Genomic DNA, 20,966 nt, shown 5'->3' with positions numbered 1-20,966 from the left:
TAACTACTATATACAGGTAGGCTCCGAATTTCAACGCTAGAGCCCGGTTAACTTGTCGCAAACGGTACGATTTCACGCCATGCCTCCACACGATCTTCGAGCGTTCGCATACGCGGAGTTGGAATCGGACTGGAGGAAGGCAGCTTGAGTAACGTGATGCTTCGAAAGCTTTCATGCCCTTTATAAAATTTCTGAAAGGTATCGTATGCCTTGCTTCCGTTAAATGCAAAGCAGCGCAGCTCTGGATATTTGGTTACAAGCTCCGGCAGCTTCTGCGGTACGATTCCACGTATGTTCACATCCAAGCTGCCTTCGCGCTCGCAAGATTCGATAACATCCCATAACGCTAAGCGATGCTCCTTTAAGAATGCGAGACGGTTGTCATACACAGGGTCTGGGTCTGACTCATTAAATAAACGATATATAATTTTCCACATAAAGTTTTGCGGGTGTCCATAAAATTGCTTATGCTCAAGCGATTTAACGCTTGGTGCTGTCCCAAGAATCAGTACGCGTGATCGCTCATCGATAACAGGCGGAAACGAATAAATGCGCATGTCGTATAGCCCCCTAATCTATTTTTAAAAGCAGCAATAACGTCTTATTATAAGCCCATTCTAGCCTTGATCATACGATCGCATTTTCTGTTTGTATTAGAAAAAGACGCTTCCCGCTAAGATTACGCGGAAAACGTCTTTTTATCAATGCGAATCGATTATTTGGCCGGAATCTTTATGCTTTGACCCGGATAGATTCTATTTGGGTTCTTTAGCTTATTGTAGCTGGCTAATTTCTGCCACGTCGTTCCGTGTTCCAAAGCTATTGCATAAAGAGTATCCCCTGCTTTAACCGTATACACCGAAGCTTGAGGAGTCGTTGGAACAGAAGTCGTTGGCTTCTCAGGTTTAGCTGGCTCTGTCGGCTTCGTCGGTGTTGTTGGTGTTATCGGTTTTGTTGGTTCTACCGGCAACACTACTGACTTCGCACTTAGATTAAGCTTAAATTCTGCATAACCGTCAGCTGTATCACCCGTGTAGGAAGTCAACTTATTCGCTTCCGCTGCACTCTTTGCTTCCGGTGATGTCTTGATTGTCACGTTCACGGTGTCATTAATTGCCGCTAGCGACCAGTTGCCATCCGCTGCCGGATCAATCGTCTTGAAGGAGCGAATGTAGTCAATGACAACCTGGCGGTTCTCATCCGGGGACGCAAGGATAATACGTTTGCCGTCCGGGTTAGCGAATTTGCTAGAAGATGCACGGTAGTTGTTCGTTGCAACAACGAATTTCTGATCCGCCTTAATTGGTTTTCCTTCAAACTGCAAATTAACGATCCGCTTCGCGCTTTCGTTCTTGAGCGCGCCGCCAGCTTCATACTTCGTCGGTTGTGCAACATCGATCTGATAGGTCACACCGTCAATGACATCGAAGTTGTACGTTGGAAAATCATAATTGATCAGCTCTTGCTTCTCTGTGCTCGCTGCATCGATCTGCTTGAATTGACCAGCTGACCACTCGAGCCATTCTTTAATCTCCGCTCCTGTGACGAGTACAGCATTCACAGTATTCGAGTACAAATACAAATCGGCAACATTCTTGATTGCAATATCGCCCGCCTGAATATTGGTATAATAGTTCGGTCCTTGGCGGCCGCCAGCCTTAAACGGCGCTCCTGCCGAAAGAACAGGAAGCCCTTCATATTCCGTTCCCTGCAGCTGCTTCTCTACATACCATTTTTGTGCATTCGTAACGATTTGAATGGATGGATCATCTTGAACAAGAGCAAACCAGCTGTTGATTGACGCTGTCGTCTTGCCGACAGGCCCTCGCACATACGCCAGCGTATGCTCATGATCCTCTTTCACCGCATCGACAACAGCTTTGTCAGCTTCTACAAGAGGTACCTTATTTACCGAATCAAAGATAGGCTTAACCGTGCTTTTCGAATCAACAACGGCCCATTTCCCATCCTTATTCTCCAGTGTTAAATCAATAATCCCAAGATTATTTCCCCAGAAGCCCGGTTCAACCGCAGGCACTCCGTTAATCGTTCCTTTGGCGAGATCGACACCCGTTTTTCCTTCAAACGATTTGTCAGGGAATACTTTATGCGCATGTCCGAACAAAATCGCATTAATGCCAGCAACTTTGCTTAAATAGAGCACCGAATTTTCCATGAGCTCTGATTGCGGGATATCTTCAAAGCCCGAGTGCGGAATCGCAACAATGATATCCGCTCCCTTCGCTTTCATTTCCGGTACAAACTTTTCTGCCGTTTTGACAATATCCTTAACGATAACCTTGCCTTCTAGATGAGCTTTGTCCCATGTTGTAATTTGCGGAGGCACAAATCCAATCACGCCAACCTTCAGCTTATGCTTCGCGCCCTTGCTGTCTGTTACCTCTTTATCAATAATGAGATAAGGCTTAAACAAATTAACATCATTCGTCTCATCCTTGTCTCCATCTACTTTATAAATGTTTGCATTTACATAAGGAAAGTCTGCACCCGCGAGCGAGGTGTCCAGAAACGATAAGCCATAATTGAATTCATGATTGCCTAAGTTGCCTGCATCGTAGTTAAGCAAATTCATAGCTTTGTACACCGGATGCGTCTCGCCCTGCTTCAGCTTATCAACCGTAGCGACATAATCACCTAGGGGATTTCCTTGTATCAAATCGCCATTATCAAATAATAGACTGTTCGGAGCTTCCTCCCGCGCTTTCTTGATGAGCGTAGCCGTCTTCGCGAACCCATATTCATCAGTAGGCTTGTCCGCAAAATAGTCATAGTTCATCATGTTCACGTGCAGGTCCGACGTTTCCATAATTCGCAGTTGCACTGTATTGCCTGCACCCGCATCAGCCATTGCCGTGAACGGCATAGCCCCTAGACTAACGGTAATAGCAGCAGCTAAAGCACCCTTCCACACCGATTTGTTAACCAACAAAAACGCCTCCTTCATTCTTTTTCTATTAATAAGATGCTCTGCTGCAAGCACAAGATGAAATAATGTTTTCCTACAATATATTAATTTAAATATTCTGAATTGTCATTTATTTATTTTGTTAATCCAAAGTGCCCTTTTACAATAAAAAAAAGGCTTCACGCCACGCGGATAAATGACCGCTGGCAGTGAAGCCTTCACTATATTTAATGACTATTTCAAAAAGCCTAGAAGCATCTCGCGAATAACCTTCGCCGCAACAATTTGCGTTTGCTCCGTCGGATCATAAGCTGGAGCAACCTCAACGAGATCGAAGCCCACAATGTTCACGCCGGAACGTGCAATGGCATGAACGGATTCAATAAGCTCCTTCGATGTAATGCCGCCCGCTTCCGCTGTACCTGTACCTGGTGCTGCAGATGGATCAAGCACATCGATGTCGATCGTTAAATAAACTGGACGTCCTTCGAGCTCAGGAAGCACCTTCTTAAGCGGCTCCAAAACCTCGAACGGATGGAAGTTGATGTTCTCGCGTGCATATTGCCACTCTTCGCGCGATCCTGAACGAATACCGAACTGGTAAATGTTCTGTCCACCCATAAGACCAGCTGCTTTGCGCAGCGGCGTAGAGTGAGACAATGGCTCGCCTTCATACGACTCGCGCAAATCAGCGTGAGCGTCGAAGTGAATGATCGCAAGATCAGGGTACTTTTTGTACACCTCTTGGAAGATCGGCCAAGAAACAAGATGTTCGCCGCCGAGACCAACAGGAATTTTACCGTCGTCTAGCACACCGCGAACGAATTCGCCGATGATTTCCAGACTGCGCGCTGCGTTTCCGAAAGGAAGCAGCAAATCACCAGCATCGAAATATTCAATATCCTCGAGGCTGCGATCTAGGTAAGGGCTGTATTCTTCAAGTCCAATCGACACTTCGCGAATGCGAGGAGGGCCGAAACGGGAGCCTGGACGGAAGCTAACCGTGAAATCCATCGGCATGCCGTAGATAACCGCTTTGGAAGCTTCGTAGTTGTCAGAGCTCAAAATGAAGACATTGCCTGAATATTTTTGATCCAATTTCATGAGGTATGTCCCTCTCTTTCCTGAAGCGTAGCCGCTTGTTACTTCACAAGATCTTCAACAAATTTAGGAAGCACGAATGCTGCTTTGTGAAGACGAGGCGTGTAATATTTTGTATCAATTTCTGGAATTGCTGTCTCATCAACAGCAAGAGGATCGTGTTTTTTGCTGCCCATTGTGAACGTCCACAGACCGCTTGGGTAAGTAGGAATGTTCGCGCCATATACACGAACGATCGGGAATACTTCCTTCACGTCTTTGTTTACGCTTTGGATCAGGTCCGCTTTAAACCAAGGGTTGTCCGTTTGAGCAACGAAGATACCGTCTTCTTTCAATGCTTCGTAGATGCCTTGGTAGAAGCCCTTCGTAAATAGGTTTGCCGCAGGGCCAACCGGTTCAGTGGAATCAACCATAATAACGTCATAGGTGTTTTTATGATCATGAATATGCATAAAGCCGTCGTTTACAAGCACTTCAACACGCGGGTTGTCGAGCTCGCCAGCGATGGATGGCAAGTATTTTTTGGAGTACTCGATTACTTTACCGTCGATGTCGACAAGAACTGCCTTCTTCACCTTCGGATGTTTCATTACTTCACGAATAACGCCGCCGTCTCCGCCGCCAACAACAAGCACGTACTCCGGATTCGGATGCGTGAAAAGTACAGGATGCGCAACCATTTCGTGGTAAACGAACTCATCCTTAACCGTGGTCATAACCATACCGTCGAGAACAAGCATCGTTCCAAACTCTTCCGTTTCGATCATATCAAGCTGTTGAAAATCTGTTTGTTCATTAACGTAAGTCTTAGTGATCTTCGCCGTTATGCCGAAGCTATCTGTTTGTTTTTCCGTATACCACAATTCCATGGTGTTAAATCCCTTCTTTCCTTCAATCGTTCAACCTGTATTATAGTAAAATTATTAAATCACTACAAGTACTCTAGACAATCCGTGCATTAACGTTTTTCAAAGATTTTATTAAGTATAATATCCTGATTTTCCGTACGATATGTAGATGCTGTTTCACAACAAAGGCTGCTCCACATAACATGGGACAGCCTTTGTTCATCTTGAGAAGGTCATACCTGTTCTTTTATATAACGTCCTTCTCAATCATTTGCCAGCTTCACGCAGCCTGTCGTCTCACGTATGATCAGCTCTACCGGCAATGCCTTGCACCTCTCCTGAACAGGGTTGCCATCAATCTGATCGAGCAGCATGCGGATCGCTTCCTGCCCTTTCTCCAAAATATTTTGAGAGACGGTCGTTAGCGCAGGCGAAGTAAAACTAGAGATGGACAAATTGTCAAAGCCAATTACCGAATAGTCCTCCGGCACCTTTTTGCCGAGTTCTCGCAGCCGCTTAAGCAAGCCCATCGCACTTACATCCGAAAACGAGAAAATCGCCGTCACGTCCGCAAGCTTGATGAGCTGATCCGCAGCGCAATAGCCACCTTCTAGCGATGTCGGGAGCCTGATCATTAAGGTTTGGTCGTATGGAATACCCGCTTCTGCCAGCGCATCCTTATAGCCTAACCATCGCTCATGCAAAACACCGTAATATGTGATGCGCTCAAGCGGAATATCTCCAATTAAAAGCGCAATTCGTCGATGTCCTTGGTCGATTAAATAACGAATCGCGCGATAGCTTCCTTTTCTGTCCTCTAAATTAACTTGATATAGATCCTCCCGCTTCAAGTAGCTATCAATAAAGACGGCAGGCATGCCTAAGTTTACAATGCGATCAACTGCCTGCGAGCCCTCATTCGTCCCCATCACGATTAATCCATCCAATCGACGCTCCTTGGCGAATGTGAATGTTTCTGTGCTCTCATCAATACCCGATAAAATAATATGAAATTGGCGATCACGAGCCCCTTCTTCTACACCTGTAAGCAGGTCCCAATAAAATGGGTTGTCCTGCAGCCTCCCAGGCTGCATCATCGGTACGACCAGTCCAACAAGATGCGTACGCCGAGTCTTTAGATTTCTAGCAGGCAGATTGGGCGTGTAGCCAAGCTCGATAATTACCCGCTCGATATTTTCTTTCGTTGTGCCCGATACCCTTCCCTTGCCGTTAATAACATTAGAGACCGTCGCAATCGATACACCAGCTATCTTGGCAACGTCTACGATGCTTACTTCATTTTTCATCCTCTTATCGCTCTCTTTCGTCTCAAAGCCCATCCGGCTCCTTGAGTTAAACGTTTTATCATAGTATAGCTTATTTGTGGAGGCACTAAAATTTGTACTCCGAAAATATAAAAAAAGAAGAAGCAAACCGGCTCAAGCGAGCCGCCTGCTTCCCCTATATTGCATACTACCAGCCGCTGTTGCCTGCACCTCTAGTTATTACAAACTGATTATTCGGATTCGATAGCCCTCCCGATGCAGCCCCTGTGACCGTTACATTGCTAAACGTCCCTGATCCAGTAACGGAATCGAACAATATCCCATAGGTGCCGGCGCCGCTGATATTCACTTGATTAAAGCTCACGTTTGTTATCGATTGATTGTAGCTGAATTTCACAGCTTCATAGGTGCTGTCATTAATTTGAACATTATCGACAACGATTGGAGCCGAAATGCTCTGGTTTTCTGCATAGATCCATAAACCGCCGAAGCTCGTGTTCCAGTTGCGCTCCCAGCCGCCTGTACGGTTCAGCGTATTTCGTTTCACTTCAGTCGTGCCGCTAAATGCAATGGCATTGAACCTTGTACTGACCACGATGCCTGCAGAAGCCGTCACCGTGTCTGCACCGATGTTATCCCATATCTTGTTGTCCTTGCCGCCGTAAAGGGCGTACGTATTTGCAAGAACAGGGACCTGGGCGATATTATAGCGGAACATGCTGTTCTCATTCGGTGAGCCGTCCGACCACATCGCGAAGGCGTCGTCTCCTGTATTGCGTACACTTAAATGGCTGATCGTTGTATTTTTGACACCGCCATGAAGGTTTACTCCATCCGCCCATGTATTGCGAATCTTACCTCCGACTACATATAAACCGTCCGTTCCAGACTGCAGCCAGAAGCCCACCTTCGTATGCTCGATCCATACATTTTGAATAAGCGAGCCTATTCCAAAGTTTCCTTCGAAAGCAGCGTGGTCCGCACCGTCGTTCCGATACAGCGAATCTCCCGTAATCGCAAGATCGGTAATCGTTACATTACCGCCTACGCCATAAAAGCCGCCTTTCCCGTTAGTGCCTTGCAAATTAGAGTACCACATGCCAGCGCCGCGAATATGGATACCGTCCACATTCACACGGTCATTCATTCGGAAGGTGCCTAATGGAATCCACACGCCTGCTTTGCCTGTCGACTTCGCATTAGCAATAGCGTCGCGAATCGCTTGCGTATCATCACCTGCATCGCTCGCAACAGCTCCGAAGGAGGTAATGCTCACGAAATTAGCAGGCATTGTGTAGGCGGCATCTACTTGTTCCAAGTTAATAAGATCAATCGTATAGTAAGAAGCTGTATCGCCAGAATCCTTCTGCAGCTTCACCGTAGCCCCCGCAGGAATGTTTCCGACAAGGAAGCGGCTCTCATCATAAAATCGATGTCCTTCGCCGTTCGCAGCATTGTCATTGTACGGATAAGCGCCATACGTCCATGCATAACGTGACGTTAGGCTGAGTGTCTGTGTTTTAGCTCCGTTCACATAAAGGCTAAGTGTTCCATTCGTACCGCCGCCCCCAGCCGAATCAGGCATACTATACCTGACAACAACAGAGTTAGCTGCTTGTGGCGCTGTCCACTGCACATAATGCCCAGTAGATGTCAGCTTTACAGCGCGTCTTCCCGACGATTCTGATTCAACAGTTAAATAAGTACGGTTTGCTGTAAGCACCTGAGCGTTCGTCGTGCCGCTCTCCGCTTCCAGCTCTTGATAAGGTACGGTTGCTCCCCGCGCCGCCAAGCTGATTCCACCTGCTGCGGAAATGTAATCGATCGCTATTCCGCCGCTATTTCCGCTGTCATATTGATACGTAATCGTATTTAAACCTTTGCGGAGGCTCAGCGTCTCGCTTTGACTGCCCCAAGTGGTTGCTCCTCCAGTTGCTGAGAGTGTTGTTGTTTTAACAAACACGCCATTCACGTAAATATTTATCGTCTTGCTCGCCCCTGTTCCATTTGCGTAGCGAAGCTCAACAGCCGAGTTCCCCTCCGCAGTCCGGTTAACGGTGAAAATTGCTCTCGCACCGACGCTTGTAAAGTTTTGCAAATAGGTCGATGCTTTGGTTACTCCACCTGAGAAAAATTGATCTTCCGCTTGATACACAAACCCCGTGCCCGGCGTTGGTGTTGGTGTTACAGTAGGCGTAGGCGTTGGTGTCACGGTTGGTGTTGGAGTTGGAGCTGCTGTAGGGGTTGGTGTCGGCGTTGTTGTAAGAGCACCTACAACGAGGTTATCCAAATTGATATTTCCAGAATCCGTCGTATCAAATTGAAGCCGAACGGCATTGCTGCCTGCATTCAGAGTAACGACTTCCAGCTTGGTGCCCCATGTGTCCCAATTCGATGTAGCTTGAAGCATAACCTGACGAAGCTTTGTTCCATTCAGATAAAGGCTTAATGTTTTATCGCTGCCTGTTCCATTTGAATATCGGAACGTCAGCTCACGGCTTCCGGCTGCGGCTGGCGTAACTGCAAATTGTACCGCCGCGCTTCCTTTGTTGCCATCTGTGAAGCCTCCGACAAATCCGGTTCCCGTATAGCCCGTATGATCGTTAGCTATAGTTGTTCCTCCCGTAAGAGTCGCCGCTTCTGCTTCAAGGGTGTTTGGCCCAGCTGGCACTGCTTCAACATCAATTTTGTCTAAGTTTACGTTTCCTGTGTCTGTCGTGTCGAATTTGTAGCGGATCGTATTGCTGCCTGCTGCGAGCGTCAATGCTTCCGTGCTGGTCGTCCAGCTGTCCCAATTCGCGGTTGCATTCAGCGTCGTTTGCTTCATTTTGACACCATTTACGTATAGGCTCAACGTCTTCGCACTGCCATTTCCATTCGCATACCGCACGGTTACGTTATGAACCCCAGCTGCTGCCGCGCTTACTGTAAACTGAGCAGCTGCATTTCCCTTATTGCCATCTATAAAACCGCCAACGAAGCCAGAACCGGAATAACCCGTATGATCATTCGCGTATACAGCTCCCCCTAAGAGTAAAGCCGACTCCGCTTCGTAAGAAGCTGCATAGCTAGTCTGTGCCTGCGCGAAGAATGTGAGCACCATACTCATAATAATGAGTACGGATAGACGTTTCTTAAGGCTATTCGTCATTAATCATCACGATCCTTTTCATATAATAGAAGCTCATTTACCTGCGTTGATTTGAATAAGTGCGATTATAATGTAAACGCATTCATAAATCGTCATCCACTATGTCAGGCAACACCACCTTTCAATAGAACAATTTTTGAACCCTTGGCAGCATAATAAGGAAGGTTCATGGATCTTTGCATAGTACCATGCCTTATTTTACGATTATGATAACCAATTAAACGTTTAACCAAATAACGCTCGTCATTCGTGGTTAAACCTTTAATCAGAGATTATCATGCGTTTTCCTTATCGTCAACATCCTAATTTCAAGCCTATTATTTTTGTACTGCAGGCTGCTCATTCTTTTGCCACGCTACTGAATAAAGTCCGAATATCAATCTATATAATGAAAACTATCTAATCCCCTTCTACAAATATTTACGATTACGCTCCTCTTCGTGAATAGGGTGTTCTTCGTTTTTCCATACTAAGGAAAAGCGAAGTTTTGCATTGAAGGGAGCCTGCTCCATGAAAAAAAATTCCAACCAGCAGGGTAAGCTGCGCCGCAGGCCTGCTTTTCCATTTATAACCGAGAGGTTCCTTCCCCAATTTCTGAAAATGAAGAAATGGTTGAGATGGGCAGCTGCCGCATTCACCCTTTTCATACTCATCTTGGCCGGTACACTTATCTTCTTACGTACGCAATCGCTGCCAGTCACTGCGATTAGCCAAACATCTCAAATGCTTGATTTGCATGGCAATGTCATCGATACGTTTCATGCTGGAGAGAACCGCCGTTCTGTACAGCTATCCGACATTTCGCATTATGTAATTGAAGCAACCTTAGCTATTGAGGATCGCCGCTTCTATGATCATCGCGGCTTCGATATGAAGGGAATGGCGCGAGCCGTTATGGTTAACGTCCAAAGCTTCTCGGCACGCCAAGGCGCAAGCACGCTTACTCAGCAGCTCGCACGTAATCTATATTTGACGCATGAGCGAACCTGGCAGCGCAAGCTGAAGGAAGCGATGTACACGGTTCAGCTTGAAATGAATTACTCCAAGGACGAAATTCTGGGCATGTATTTGAATCAAATTTATTATGGCCACGGCTCCTATGGTATTGAAGCAGCGGCGATGATGTACTTCAATAAACACGCTTCCGAGCTCACGCTTGCAGAAAGCGCGATGCTTGCCGGCATTCCGAAGGGCCCTAAGTATTATTCGCCGTACCTTAACATGAAGAATGCAAAGGACCGCCAGCTTACTATTTTACAGGCGATGCTTGAAGGCGGCTCAATTACATCCGAGCAGGCCGATGCCGCTTATAAGGAAATGCTGAGCTTCCAGACACTTGGCTCTGGCGACCAGGAAGGGTTTGCGCCTTATTTTCGCGATTATATCAGGTATATTGCTGTCGACAAGCTAGGTATTAATGAACATTTGCTGAATGAGGGCGGAATTACCATCTATACAACGCTTGATCCGTCCGCGCAAGCAACGGCTGAAGAGGTCATTGCAAAGGGCTTTCCCGAAAACTCTGAGCAGCAGGCGGCGCTCATTGCTATAGACCCGCGCACCGGATATATCAAAGCGATGGTTGGCGGAAGAAATTATAAGAACAACCAATATAATCGAGTGTTTGCAAAGACGCGCCAACCCGGCTCCTCCTTTAAGCCTTTCTTATATTTAACCGCCTTGCAAAGTGGTTTTATGTCACCTGTTACCCGTTATAAAAGTGAACCAACTGTATTCACTTATGATGAGGGACGGAAGACGTATGAACCGCGCAACTACGGTGACAAGTATTTGAATGAGCTGATTGATATGAGACAGGCGCTGGCCAGCTCGGACAATATTTATGCGGTTAACACCATCATGACCGTCGGAGCTGATAAAGTTATTGAAACGGCAAAGAAGCTGGGAATTGAAAGTCCGATGAAGCCGGTCCCTTCACTTGCGCTTGGCACCTTTCCAGTCAGCCCATTCGAAATGGCTTCTGCATTTGGCACTTTCGCAAACGGCGGCATCCACATGGAGCCGGTTGCGATTCTCCGCATTGAGGATCGCAAGGGACAGGTATTATATGAAGCGAAACAAAAATCAGTGCAAGCCATCACCCCAGCCGAAGCCTATGTTATGACCAGTTTAATGGAGAGTGTATTTGAAGAAGGCGGAACAGGTTTCCGCGTATCTTCTATTATTAAGCGGCCGATAGCAGGCAAGACGGGTACGACCCCAACAGATGCATGGCTCGTTGGGTATACGCCTGAACTAGCGACAGCAGTGTGGGTAGGTTACGATAAGGATCGCAAATTAACCGTTGCCGAGGCTTACCGCGCTGCTCCCATTTTCGCAAAATTTACGGAGCAAGCGCTGACTGCCATACCGCCGAAGATTTTCCCGATTCCGGAAGGCATCGTGAACGTGTATATCGATCCGACAAGCGGCAAGCTTGCAGAAAGCAGCTGTCCGCACAGACGATTAGAAACCTTCATCAGCGGAACGGAGCCGACTGATGTATGCGGCGAGCCTGCGGGTGCAGGAAATAACGACAGTGACGCCACTCAAAATGGATCTGGTACAGCAGGACGACGCTCTTGGTGGAATGACTTGAAACGCTGGTGGACAGACTAAACAAACAGCAGCCTTCCTTTAATGAGGAGGGCTGCTGTTCCTTCCAATAATGAACCAACCGTGATCTTTGCGCATTTTTGTCCAACTTATGATCAAAAAGTGAATTTTCTTTGAACAAAACCTCGATGTTGTGGTATAGTAAGGATAAGAAAACACTTACAATTGATCGGGAGTGTTAAATATGACAACAAAAACCGCAACAATCAGCAACATTCAGCCTTCTAAATCAGATGTCAAGCGCCTCGTAAAGGCAATGACTGCCATCTCTTGGATCGTTTTATCTATTGGCGTTCTACTCAGCCTCATTAACTTAAGCCATTTCAGCGATAAAAATGTTGGACTTATGGTCGGCATCGGATTCCTAATCGGCAGCGTTCATATTTACGTTATTGGCACAGCAATCGGACTTGTTCATGCACGCCTTAACCAAGACCAGTCGTCAAAGGATTTTAACGAGCCTCAATAATTAAAATTAACTTCATCACTCTTAACCAATAGACAGTCACATTCGGTCAATGACCAGATGCGACTGTCTATTTGCTTTTACTGGGACAAAACAATTTTATTTGGGTAAAGTTACTATATGTAAGAACAATTCACTGTCTGAACGCTCCTAAATCTAACAGTTGTCTAAGCCGTGAACTTTCTATTACAGAATAAAGACGAATTATTGACGTAATTGTTAACCCCGCAGTTATTACCTTGTGGATCTGCTATTGTAGTCGTAAGCAGTAATTTTGAGGAGTTGAACTGATGATGAGACCGTTTCTTCGTATGCTGACACCCGCACTGATTATGCTAATGGCCGTTATGCTTTCCGGCTGCGGCGAGCAATTCATCGTGCTCGATCCGAAAGGGCCAATCGGCGAGTCTCAGAAAGATTTGATTTATTTTTCAACCATTCTGTGTGCGGTTATTATCGTGCCCGTACTTATCCTGACAGCTGTTATCGTCTGGCGGTACCGTGATAAGCCCGGCAGTAAAGCTTCCTATAAGCCTAACTGGGAGCACAGCACGAAGCTAGAGATTACCTGGTGGAGTATTCCGATTGTAGCGATCCTTGTTCTTGCTATAGTCACCGTCAAATACACGTATGCGCTCGAGCCTTCCAAACCGATTGAGTCGGCTAAGGCGCCAATTACGATTCAGGTTACTTCACTTGATTGGAAATGGTTGTTTAAATATCCAGAAGAGGATATTGCGACCGTCAACTATTTGAAGATTCCTGAAGATACGCCGATTAGATTCCAGTTAACATCGGATACGGCGATGAACTCCTTCTGGGTTCCACAACTCGGCGGACAAATTTATTCCATGTCAGGGATGGCAATGACCTTATTCCTACAGGCTGATGAGCAAGGCAGCTATTATGGCTCCGGTGCTAACTTCACAGGAAAAGATTTTGCCAAAATGACATTCAAGGTGGATGCTACGTCTGAAGAGGACTATAAAGCTTGGGTAAGCGAGGTTAAAGCATCGTCGCCTGAACTGACAATGGAAGGGTTCGAGAAGCTTACTGAACCAGGTCCTTCTAATGTGCAGTTGTTCTCCAGCTTCCCTGAAGGATTGTTCAATAAAATTGTAACGCAATATGTAAAAGGCGACGGCAGCGCTCACCAGCATCATGGTGGAGCCGCAACAGAGCCCGCCGCAGGAACGGATAAAGAATCCATTACAGCGGATACGTCTGAGACGCAAAAAGAAACGAAAAGCAAACCAGATTTAAATGCTCATATTCATGCGGGTCATTAACCCGCTTTCAAGCAAATGCTTAAGAGGCGAGTTTGTGCCACAAACTTTTAGGAGGACCCCTCATGTTAGACAAAATTAAAGATTTCGCGTCCGAATTTTTCGTCACAGGCGATCCGCTTATTTTAGGGGCTCAAGTATCCATCGGCCTGTCGGTTGTGGCGATTATATTCACGCTTACCTTTTTCAAAAAATGGCGCTGGCTTTGGACGGAATGGCTGACCAGCGTCGATCATAAGAAGATCGGTATTATGTATATCATCGCATCTATTCTTATGCTATTCCGCGGCGGCGTTGATGCGCTGCTCATGCGTGTTCAGCTCGCAGCTCCTGAAGTGGAGTTTTTGCAGCCGGATCACTATAACCAAATCTTTACGACGCACGGCGTAATCATGATTTTGTTTATGGCGATGCCGCTTATGTTCGGTTTATTCAATATCGTCGTTCCACTGCAAATTGGTGCCCGCGACGTTGCATTCCCGTTCTTGAACTCCCTTAGCTTCTGGATGTTCTTCTTCGGTGCCATGCTGTTTAACGTTTCCTTCATTATCGGCGGTTCACCTGATGCTGGATGGCTCGCTTATCCGCCGCTCTCTGAGCTGTCAGGAAGTCCGGGACTCGGACAGGACTTCTATATATGGGGTATTCAAATCTCAGGTATCGGTTCATTGGCTACAGGTATTAACTTTATCGTTACGATTCTAAAAATGCGTGCACCAGGCATGAAGCTCATGCAAATGCCGATGTTCGTATGGTCTGTTTTGTCGTCATGTGTAACTATTATCTTCGCATTCCCAATTTTGACTGTTACCTTGTTCCTATTGTTCATCGACCGTTATCTGGGTGCTCACTTCTTTACGCTCGACGGCGGGGGCAACCCGATGATGTATATCAACCTCATCTGGATGTGGGGACATCCTGAAGTATATATTGTTATCTTGCCGGCTTTTGGTATTTTCTCTGAAATTGTTTCGGCTTTCTCGAAGAAAAAATTGTTCGGTTATAAGTCAATGGTATTCGCGCTTATGTCGATCAGCTTCTTCTCCTTCTTTACATGGGCGCATCACTTCTTCACAATGGGCTCAGGCGCCAACGTCAATGCTTTCTTCGCTTTGACTACGATGATTATCGCAATACCGACCGGGGTTAAAATATTCAACTGGCTGTTTACGATGTATCGAGGCCGAATTAGGTTTACGACTCCAATGATGTGGACGGTAGCATTTATTCCCTGCTTCGTTGTCGGTGGGATGACCGGGGTGCTCTTGTCTGTCGCACCTGCTGACTTCCAGTTCCACAACAGTTACTTCCTGATCGCGCATTTCCATCAGGTGCTTATTGGCGGCGTTGTGTTCGGTTACTTCGCAGGCCTTTACTACTGGTGGCCAAAAATGTTCGGCTTCCGTTTGCATGAAGGTCTTGGCAAATGGGCATTCTGGTTCTGGAACATCGGCTTCTATGTTTGTTTCATGCCGCAATACGCACTTGGCTTAATGGGTATGACGCGTCGTTTCAACGAATATGACTTCGATATGGGCTGGCAGCCTTTGAACGTCGTCTCTACTGTTGGAGCATTCTTGATGGGTATCGCGTTTATTTTCCAAGTATGGCAAATCGCTCACAGCATCAAGTTTTTCAAGAAAGAAAAGGATGGCGATGCATGGGATGGCCGTACGCTAGAATGGTCGATTCCATCACCTGCGCCGCTCTATAACTTTGCTCGCTTGCCACAGGTTACTAGCCAAGACGAGTGGTGGGAAGAAAAGCAGCGCATTGCGAATGGTCAGCCTGCTAAACCACTTGCGCCGCTTGAACCGATTCATATGCCGAAAAATTCAGGTATTCCATTCATTATGTCGATCTGCTGGTTTATTGCAGGCTTCGGCTTCGTATGGGATTGGCTATGGATGGCCATACCAGGTCTAGTCGGCGTAGCCGTATGTATGCTTGTTCGTTCGTTCTCTTACGATACCGATTATTACATTCCGGTGGATGAGATTGAACGTACGGAAGCAGCGTTAAGGGGGACAAAATAATGGCACATGCAGTTTCCACTCCAGCAGGAGCGCATGGCGGACACGGCGCTGGACACGGCGGCGGTCACCATGACGATCATCACGATCAAGAATCGATGAAAATGTTCGGCTTCTGGCTGTTTCTTATAACCGACGTTATTTTGTTCGGTACGTTATTTGCAACCTATGTCGTCCTCCGTCTCAACACTGACGGCGGACCGACAGGTGCCGAATTGCTTGAGATGAACGGTATTATCATTTCTACCTTCATTCTACTGACAAGCAGCTTTACAAGCGGTATAGCCGTTCTTGAAATGAACAAAGGCAACAAGCGCGGCCTTATACTTTGGCTCGCCATTACAGCAGTGCTCGGCGCTTCATTTATCTATCTTGAAGTAAATGAGTTCATGCATTTGGTGCACGAAGGCGCTAATATCGGAACGAGTGCCTACTGGTCAGCCTTCTTCGTTCTCGTCGGCACACACGGACTTCACGTATCGCTCGGCTTAGTCTGGATGATTGCACTGATTCTTCAGATTAGACGCCGCGGCATTACACCCGTTACGAAGCGCAAAATAGGCATCATCAGCTTGTACTGGCATTTTCTGGACGTCGTATGGATTTTCGTATTCTCAATCGTTTATTTGATGGGGGTGATGTAGGATGGAAAACCATAACACACATTCGCAGGACGCACACGGGTCCCACGGCGGATCGATGAAGTCTTATGTGATCGGCTTCCTATTCTCCATCATTCTGACAATCATTCCGCTTGTCGTAGTAATGAATGACCTGCTCAGCAAAAAAGCTGCAACCCTGCTCATCCTTGTGACGGCAGTTCTGCAATTTGCTGTTCAGCTTATCTTCTTTATGCACATAAGGGATGAGGAGAAACCTCGATTCAACCTGATGGCGCTTATATTCGGCCTCGTTATTTTGCTGACGATCGTCGCAGGTTCTGTATGGATTATGACTTACAATGCCGTTGCCGTCGCTTCATAATCGGCAATATGAATAAATATAAAGCTGTGCCAAAGTCTCTCTGACTTTGGCACAGCTTTTTTTCGTTTGTTATTTAATGCTTATAGTCAAACTCTCCCTATCTAGGGCTGCTTCATCCGTGCCATAATCATCTTATATGAATACCGAAACGAAAGATGAGGTGGGACGCCATGTCCATTACACTACGCCCCTTGCAGCTGCCAGAGGACTACGAGCAGCTTGCACAATTGCTTAATCAAGTGTGGTCAGAACCGACGACTGCTGAGAACCTGCATGATGCAGATAAGAAGCTTTATGAGATTGGACATACATGGATGGATGAGAACGGACTGCTTGCCGGATACGATCGTGAGCGGCAGGTTGCAGTAAACGAGCAAGGCGATATTGTTGGCTACGCCTGGACCTGGCGGGCGCCTTGGACAGAGCCTGGCTACTTATGCAATACGCTTGTCGTATCAGAGCCTTATCGCAAGCAGGGAATCGGCCAATTGCTTTTAGCTCACATTGGAAAATGGGCTTTGAAAATCGGCGCTTCTACGCTCATTACTGAAGTATGGGACGATAATGAGGATGCGATTCAGTTTGCAAAGCGACATGCTTTTGTAATTGAACGCCATGCCTTCCAGTCCGTCCTTACACTTGGCGAACATGATGGAGCGCAACAACCACAATTTCCAAGCATGCCAGACCTTGGGGCGCTGCGCTTCCTAACGCTTGCCGATGAACCCGGTGAAGAAAGCGAACAGAAGCTGTATGAGATCTATAAAGAAACGCTGGTGGACATTCCCGGTTATCTTGGTGAAGTCCCTGATTTCGTCGAATGGCGCAAATGGTATTTGAAAGTAGACGGCTATGCGCCTGAGCAAGTGATTATCGCGGCTGACGGCGACCGCTTCGTAGGGGTTACTAATGTCCTGCTTAATCCACAAACAAACGGGATGTATCATGAATATACCGGCGTAAGCAGAGCTTATCGCGGCAGAAAGATTGCTTTTGCTTTAAAGCTCAAAGCGATTGAGCTTGCTCAGCAGCATCAAGCCGCATATATCCGTACAGATAATGACTCAACAAATGCACCTATTCTCAGCATTAATCGCAAGTTAGGTTATATACCTCTTCGCGGCTCTTATCGTGTCCTAGCTCCTCTTCAAGAGGTATTGAGTAAGTTGCCCATTGAAGTACAGCAATGAACGACATCTCCTCATATCCCCTCTCTTAAAAAAAGCAGCTTAAAGCGAGAACATCCCGCTTCAAGCTGCTTTTCCAATTCCGCTACTAACGCCCCTGTTCCACAACCTCTACATCCTTCGGTACAATTAATGTCAGCTCCTGGCTGACCGTGTCTGAGATGAGGCCGCCGTCCCGGTGATCGACGGAACCAATCATGACATACATCGTTGAGCCAACAACATCGGTTTTCAGCATTTTATTGTCCAATCGCTCATACTTCTCGGATGACCAATAACGAATTTGGCCAAACAGCTTAAGCTCACGTGTTTCCGTATGCTCAAGCGTCACGCCATCCAAGGTGTGCACAACAATCTTCTTAATATCAGCAGGCACCCCTATTTTCTTCGTTTCCACGAATGCTGAACGCTGCGACATTTGCAGCCCTCGCTGCAGCTCATCGAACAAGCCCGTTGACATGAGCAGTGCAAGCCCGAGACTGGCTGTTCCAACCATTCCTACAAAAAAGACACTCATCCAGTCATAACGAACGATAGTACGCGCACTGCTAGAAAACTTCAAGTAAAGCAGCAGCTCCGCTCCAAGCATAATGAAAACGACGGGTGCGACCCACACGAGCACCTCGTAAGCCTCCATGTCCTGCCATAGAGAGACAGCTAATGCTGTCCCCACGAGAATCAGTGTCACGCCCATGGATAATGAGCCGACGCGCCAAGTGCGAACGCCTGATGGTTGATTGACAGACGGTTCAGCCATATTTACCGTGTTGGTGTTCAATGCGAATCCTCCTCGTACTTTCTTGGCACCGGCTTATGAAGCTCTGGCGGTTTACCTTTGCTCATTACCGGAGATGCCTTGCTTCCGAAAGCTAGACGCATGCCTACAATAATCATAATAAATGCGACAACAGCCGTTGGTATCATATATTTAATTTGCATGTATTGGGAATAAAGCTCCCTTGAGAAATGAGAAGTAACCTCTACAGCTACACGATCGAGCAAGTAATAAACGCCGAATCCCAGCAGCCCAAAACCAAACCAGCGCTGATAAGGGACAAGCTGCGTCAATACCGGTTCATCGGTAAGCTCCTGACGCTCATAACGAGACGTCTGCTGCAGCGCATCGAAGAAAGCAAAGCACCAGAACAGCGGAAGCAGGAAAAAAAACAGCGACAAGCGCAAATTGTCCATAATATAGACGGCGAGAAGAAAACCGCCCATTAGCTGCAGTCCGCGTTTTTGCAAACCTAGATACAGATGTCCTGCACCTGGAAAAATAGCTAACGCGATAGCCAGCACTTTGCTTTTACGCCCAGAGGCGATGTACGATTCCATATCCTCAAATATTGCACGGTCCGCCACATGCTCCCCGCGCTGCTTGGCATGCAGCTGGCTGATTGCGTCAAACATGCTGTATATCCAAATAACGGGAAGCGCCAAAAGAAACACGAGCAGCTCTGCCCTGTGCGTTATCGTGCCTAAGAAGACGATAATCGCAAACCAGCCAATGAAGGAAATGAGAAAGGTAATGCCCCGCTGCATAAGCCCCATATTCATATGCCCTAGACCCGGAATCAGAGAGAACATGATGGTACGCGATTTCTCGCGCTGGCGCTCCTGCTCCAAAGGAACAAAGCCTGGCGAGAAATGATCAGCAGGATGCGCGAATGGATGCTGGTTAGCAGCGCCTGACGGCAATCCCTTGCCTAGCAACAGGAAGATGACCATATCAATCATATTAATGATTCCCGCCATCGCCGCTATAAAAAACAAAAAGATATAAACTGTATCCTCCATATACCCGCCCATTAATCCAAATAGAATACACAATCCTATCGAACCAAAGAAAGCTCCCCCGTACAAAACCGCACGTACTGGGCGACCTGCATAGGCATGTCCTACGCCAGGTAAAAAAGAAAGAAAGAACGCCGCTAACGGGCTTTTATTCATCATTGATTCATTCCCTTCTATCATCGTTTTTCATTTATCTAAATCGAGATGCTTTTAAGCCATCGAGCCACGACCCCGTTTGATCAACCATTCTGTCTGACCAAGATTCGGAATGTCCACCTGTCGCCGCTGGCGGATTCGGCCTTATATCCTGCTGTTTATTCTCATTCATATCAAGCTGAGCCAGCTTCTGTGAGAAGGAGGCAAAAGTCCCGCTGGCAAGCAGCAGCAGCGTAATCGAAGCTGCAATGGTGTAGTGTGTTACCGGATGCTGAAGCCATGTCCGCAGGCGGCGAGGCTTCTCTTGTATAGTACTCGTCACAACATGTGGCCCGACTTCTCTATGATCATGTTCCTGCTCCATCATCAATTGCTCCACGACACGCTTCTCTATTTGCTCCATGTTAGGCAGCGGGGTCGTTAAATGAGAATCTGCCCGCTGCATCTCGCCCTCAGCTGTTTCAATCGCAATGACGAACAGCTGCAAACAGAAGTCGCAAGCAGCCAAATGCTGCTCAACCGGTATACGCTCAGAATCAACCAGTCTGTCGTTTACGTAACGGGACATTTGATCAGAAGAGATATGCTCAATCATCATTCGAAGTCCTCCTTCCGAAAATGGCGCTTCATCCAGCCTCTTGCACGGTACAGCCTGGACTCTACGCTTTTGCGTTCTAGTCCAGTTTCGGCTGCGATTTGTTCATATGACTTGTCTTCCATATAATAAGCGGTTATGACTTCACGATAGTTTTCCGGCATTTCATCAACTCGCTCTCGTATCTGCTGCCTATCCGCCTGTTCGATGGCTAATGTTTCTGCAGCAGGAGCAGACACAAGTTCTTCATGTACTTTTTCAGACATCGCTTCGCTATCCATTAGCTCCTCTGGCTTTCGTGCACGGCTGCGTTTGAAATCGATCGCTCGATTGACGGCAATACGGGTAATCCATGTTTTGAGCCCATCCAATCGACAATCCGGAAGGGAGCGATAAATTTGCAGCAGCACTTCCTGTGTAATATCCTCCGCATCATGCGGTGAACGAAGCACTGCGAAGACTGTTCTATATATATAAGGACCATATGCCTGTACAAAAGGACCAAAATGCTCGGGCCCGCCCTTCTGTACCTCTCTG

The 20,966-nt window shown here is 46.9% G+C and carries 17 protein-coding genes; 7 read left to right on the top strand and 10 right to left on the bottom strand.

Annotation, left to right across the window (positions count from 1 at the left end):
• Positions 1 to 47 precede the first annotated feature (47 nt).
• The 6 genes from MHH56_RS00860 to MHH56_RS00835 all read right to left on the bottom strand — a co-directional run bounded on the left by MHH56_RS00860 (position 48) and on the right by MHH56_RS00835 (position 9,312).
• Positions 48 to 557 carry a DNA-deoxyinosine glycosylase gene (locus MHH56_RS00860; protein ID WP_339205984.1) on the bottom strand — a complete coding sequence of 170 codons (510 nt, stop codon included), beginning with the start codon at positions 555 to 557 and terminating at the stop codon, positions 48 to 50.
• 158 nt (positions 558 to 715) lie between these two features.
• Positions 716 to 2,950 carry a bifunctional 2',3'-cyclic-nucleotide 2'-phosphodiesterase/3'-nucleotidase gene (locus MHH56_RS00855; RefSeq protein ID WP_339205983.1) on the bottom strand — a complete coding sequence of 745 codons (2,235 nt, stop codon included), beginning with the start codon at positions 2,948 to 2,950 and terminating at the stop codon, positions 716 to 718.
• 210 nt (positions 2,951 to 3,160) lie between these two features.
• Positions 3,161 to 4,030 carry an agmatinase gene (speB, locus tag MHH56_RS00850; protein WP_076271583.1) on the bottom strand — a complete coding sequence of 290 codons (870 nt, stop codon included), beginning with the start codon at positions 4,028 to 4,030 and terminating at the stop codon, positions 3,161 to 3,163.
• A 38-nt stretch (positions 4,031 to 4,068) separates the two neighbouring features.
• The gene (gene speE, locus MHH56_RS00845; protein WP_054025894.1) at positions 4,069 to 4,896 is read right to left on the bottom strand and encodes a polyamine aminopropyltransferase; all 828 of its coding nucleotides are present in this window, start codon (positions 4,894 to 4,896) and stop codon (positions 4,069 to 4,071) included.
• 242 nt (positions 4,897 to 5,138) lie between these two features.
• Entirely contained in the window at positions 5,139 to 6,182 is a 1,044-nt protein-coding gene (locus tag MHH56_RS00840; protein ID WP_339205982.1) for a LacI family DNA-binding transcriptional regulator, read from the bottom strand.
• Positions 6,183 to 6,348: 166 nt separating this feature from the next.
• Positions 6,349 to 9,312, bottom strand: coding sequence for a carbohydrate-binding protein (locus tag MHH56_RS00835; protein WP_339205981.1), 2,964 nt, complete (start codon positions 9,310 to 9,312; stop codon positions 6,349 to 6,351).
• A gap of 510 nt (positions 9,313 to 9,822) precedes the next feature.
• On the opposite strand from MHH56_RS00835, the gene MHH56_RS00830 reads away from it, so the two are divergent.
• From MHH56_RS00830 to MHH56_RS00800, 7 genes are all read left to right on the top strand, one after another.
• Complete coding sequence (locus MHH56_RS00830; protein ID WP_339205980.1) at positions 9,823 to 11,931, top strand: PBP1A family penicillin-binding protein; 2,109 nt, start codon at positions 9,823 to 9,825, stop codon at positions 11,929 to 11,931.
• A 181-nt stretch (positions 11,932 to 12,112) separates the two neighbouring features.
• Positions 12,113 to 12,397 carry a hypothetical protein gene (locus tag MHH56_RS00825; RefSeq protein ID WP_339205979.1) on the top strand — a complete coding sequence of 95 codons (285 nt, stop codon included), beginning with the start codon at positions 12,113 to 12,115 and terminating at the stop codon, positions 12,395 to 12,397.
• 290 nt (positions 12,398 to 12,687) lie between these two features.
• On the top strand, positions 12,688 to 13,683 hold the full coding sequence (gene cyoA, locus MHH56_RS00820; RefSeq protein ID WP_339209450.1) for a ubiquinol oxidase subunit II: 996 nt from the start codon (positions 12,688 to 12,690) through the stop codon (positions 13,681 to 13,683).
• A 62-nt stretch (positions 13,684 to 13,745) separates the two neighbouring features.
• Entirely contained in the window at positions 13,746 to 15,716 is a 1,971-nt protein-coding gene (locus tag MHH56_RS00815) for a cbb3-type cytochrome c oxidase subunit I (RefSeq protein ID WP_076271580.1), read from the top strand.
• The gene (gene cyoC / locus MHH56_RS00810) at positions 15,716 to 16,357 is read left to right on the top strand and encodes a cytochrome o ubiquinol oxidase subunit III (protein WP_339205978.1); all 642 of its coding nucleotides are present in this window, start codon (positions 15,716 to 15,718) and stop codon (positions 16,355 to 16,357) included. The genes MHH56_RS00815 and cyoC overlap by 1 nt, the downstream gene beginning before the upstream one ends.
• A 1-nt stretch (position 16,358) precedes the next feature.
• Complete coding sequence (gene cyoD, locus MHH56_RS00805; RefSeq protein WP_076271578.1) at positions 16,359 to 16,697, top strand: cytochrome o ubiquinol oxidase subunit IV; 339 nt, start codon at positions 16,359 to 16,361, stop codon at positions 16,695 to 16,697.
• A 170-nt stretch (positions 16,698 to 16,867) separates the two neighbouring features.
• A complete protein-coding gene (locus MHH56_RS00800) occupies positions 16,868 to 17,887 on the top strand; it encodes a GNAT family N-acetyltransferase (protein ID WP_339205976.1) in 1,020 nt (339 codons plus the stop codon).
• 85 nt (positions 17,888 to 17,972) lie between these two features.
• Here the strand turns inward: MHH56_RS00800 and MHH56_RS00795 are convergent, their stop codons facing one another.
• From MHH56_RS00795 to MHH56_RS00780, 4 genes are read right to left on the bottom strand one after another with little or no spacing between them, the layout of a single operon-like run.
• Positions 17,973 to 18,662 carry a hypothetical protein gene (locus tag MHH56_RS00795; protein WP_339205975.1) on the bottom strand — a complete coding sequence of 230 codons (690 nt, stop codon included), beginning with the start codon at positions 18,660 to 18,662 and terminating at the stop codon, positions 17,973 to 17,975.
• Positions 18,659 to 19,837 carry a hypothetical protein gene (locus tag MHH56_RS00790; RefSeq protein WP_339205973.1) on the bottom strand — a complete coding sequence of 393 codons (1,179 nt, stop codon included), beginning with the start codon at positions 19,835 to 19,837 and terminating at the stop codon, positions 18,659 to 18,661. Before MHH56_RS00790 ends, MHH56_RS00795 begins: the two co-directional genes overlap by 4 nt.
• A 31-nt stretch (positions 19,838 to 19,868) precedes the next feature.
• Entirely contained in the window at positions 19,869 to 20,432 is a 564-nt protein-coding gene (locus MHH56_RS00785) for a hypothetical protein (protein ID WP_339205971.1), read from the bottom strand.
• Entirely contained in the window at positions 20,429 to 20,881 is a 453-nt protein-coding gene (locus MHH56_RS00780; RefSeq protein ID WP_339205969.1) for a sigma-70 family RNA polymerase sigma factor, read from the bottom strand. Before MHH56_RS00780 ends, MHH56_RS00785 begins: the two co-directional genes overlap by 4 nt.
• Between the last annotated feature and the right edge of the window lie 85 nt (positions 20,882 to 20,966).

This window comes from Paenibacillus sp. FSL K6-3182 (genome assembly GCF_037976325.1).
In the GTDB taxonomy this organism is placed as follows: domain Bacteria; phylum Bacillota; class Bacilli; order Paenibacillales; family Paenibacillaceae; genus Pristimantibacillus.
This window is presented reverse-complemented; position numbering and strand designations above follow the sequence as displayed.

What these genes read in the sequence shown, in the direction of transcription:
- MHH56_RS00825 (WP_339205979.1), top strand. Translation starts at nt 12,113, where the DNA reads ATGACAACAAAAACCGCAACAATCAGCAACATTCAGCCTTCTAAATCA.
- speE (WP_054025894.1), bottom strand. Translation starts at nt 4,896, where the DNA reads ATGGAATTGTGGTATACGGAAAAACAAACAGATAGCTTCGGCATAACG.
- MHH56_RS00840 (WP_339205982.1), bottom strand. Translation starts at nt 6,182, where the DNA reads ATGAAAAATGAAGTAAGCATCGTAGACGTTGCCAAGATAGCTGGTGTA.
- MHH56_RS00785 (WP_339205971.1), bottom strand. Translation starts at nt 20,432, where the DNA reads ATGATGATTGAGCATATCTCTTCTGATCAAATGTCCCGTTACGTAAAC.
- MHH56_RS00835 (WP_339205981.1), bottom strand. Translation starts at nt 9,312, where the DNA reads ATGACGAATAGCCTTAAGAAACGTCTATCCGTACTCATTATTATGAGT.
- cyoA (WP_339209450.1), top strand. Translation starts at nt 12,688, where the DNA reads ATGAGACCGTTTCTTCGTATGCTGACACCCGCACTGATTATGCTAATG.
- MHH56_RS00790 (WP_339205973.1), bottom strand. Translation starts at nt 19,837, where the DNA reads ATGATGAATAAAAGCCCGTTAGCGGCGTTCTTTCTTTCTTTTTTACCT.
- MHH56_RS00860 (WP_339205984.1), bottom strand. Translation starts at nt 557, where the DNA reads ATGCGCATTTATTCGTTTCCGCCTGTTATCGATGAGCGATCACGCGTA.
- cyoD (WP_076271578.1), top strand. Translation starts at nt 16,359, where the DNA reads ATGGAAAACCATAACACACATTCGCAGGACGCACACGGGTCCCACGGC.
- MHH56_RS00815 (WP_076271580.1), top strand. Translation starts at nt 13,746, where the DNA reads ATGTTAGACAAAATTAAAGATTTCGCGTCCGAATTTTTCGTCACAGGC.
- MHH56_RS00800 (WP_339205976.1), top strand. Translation starts at nt 16,868, where the DNA reads ATGTCCATTACACTACGCCCCTTGCAGCTGCCAGAGGACTACGAGCAG.
- MHH56_RS00830 (WP_339205980.1), top strand. Translation starts at nt 9,823, where the DNA reads ATGAAAAAAAATTCCAACCAGCAGGGTAAGCTGCGCCGCAGGCCTGCT.
- cyoC (WP_339205978.1), top strand. Translation starts at nt 15,716, where the DNA reads ATGGCACATGCAGTTTCCACTCCAGCAGGAGCGCATGGCGGACACGGC.
- speB (WP_076271583.1), bottom strand. Translation starts at nt 4,030, where the DNA reads ATGAAATTGGATCAAAAATATTCAGGCAATGTCTTCATTTTGAGCTCT.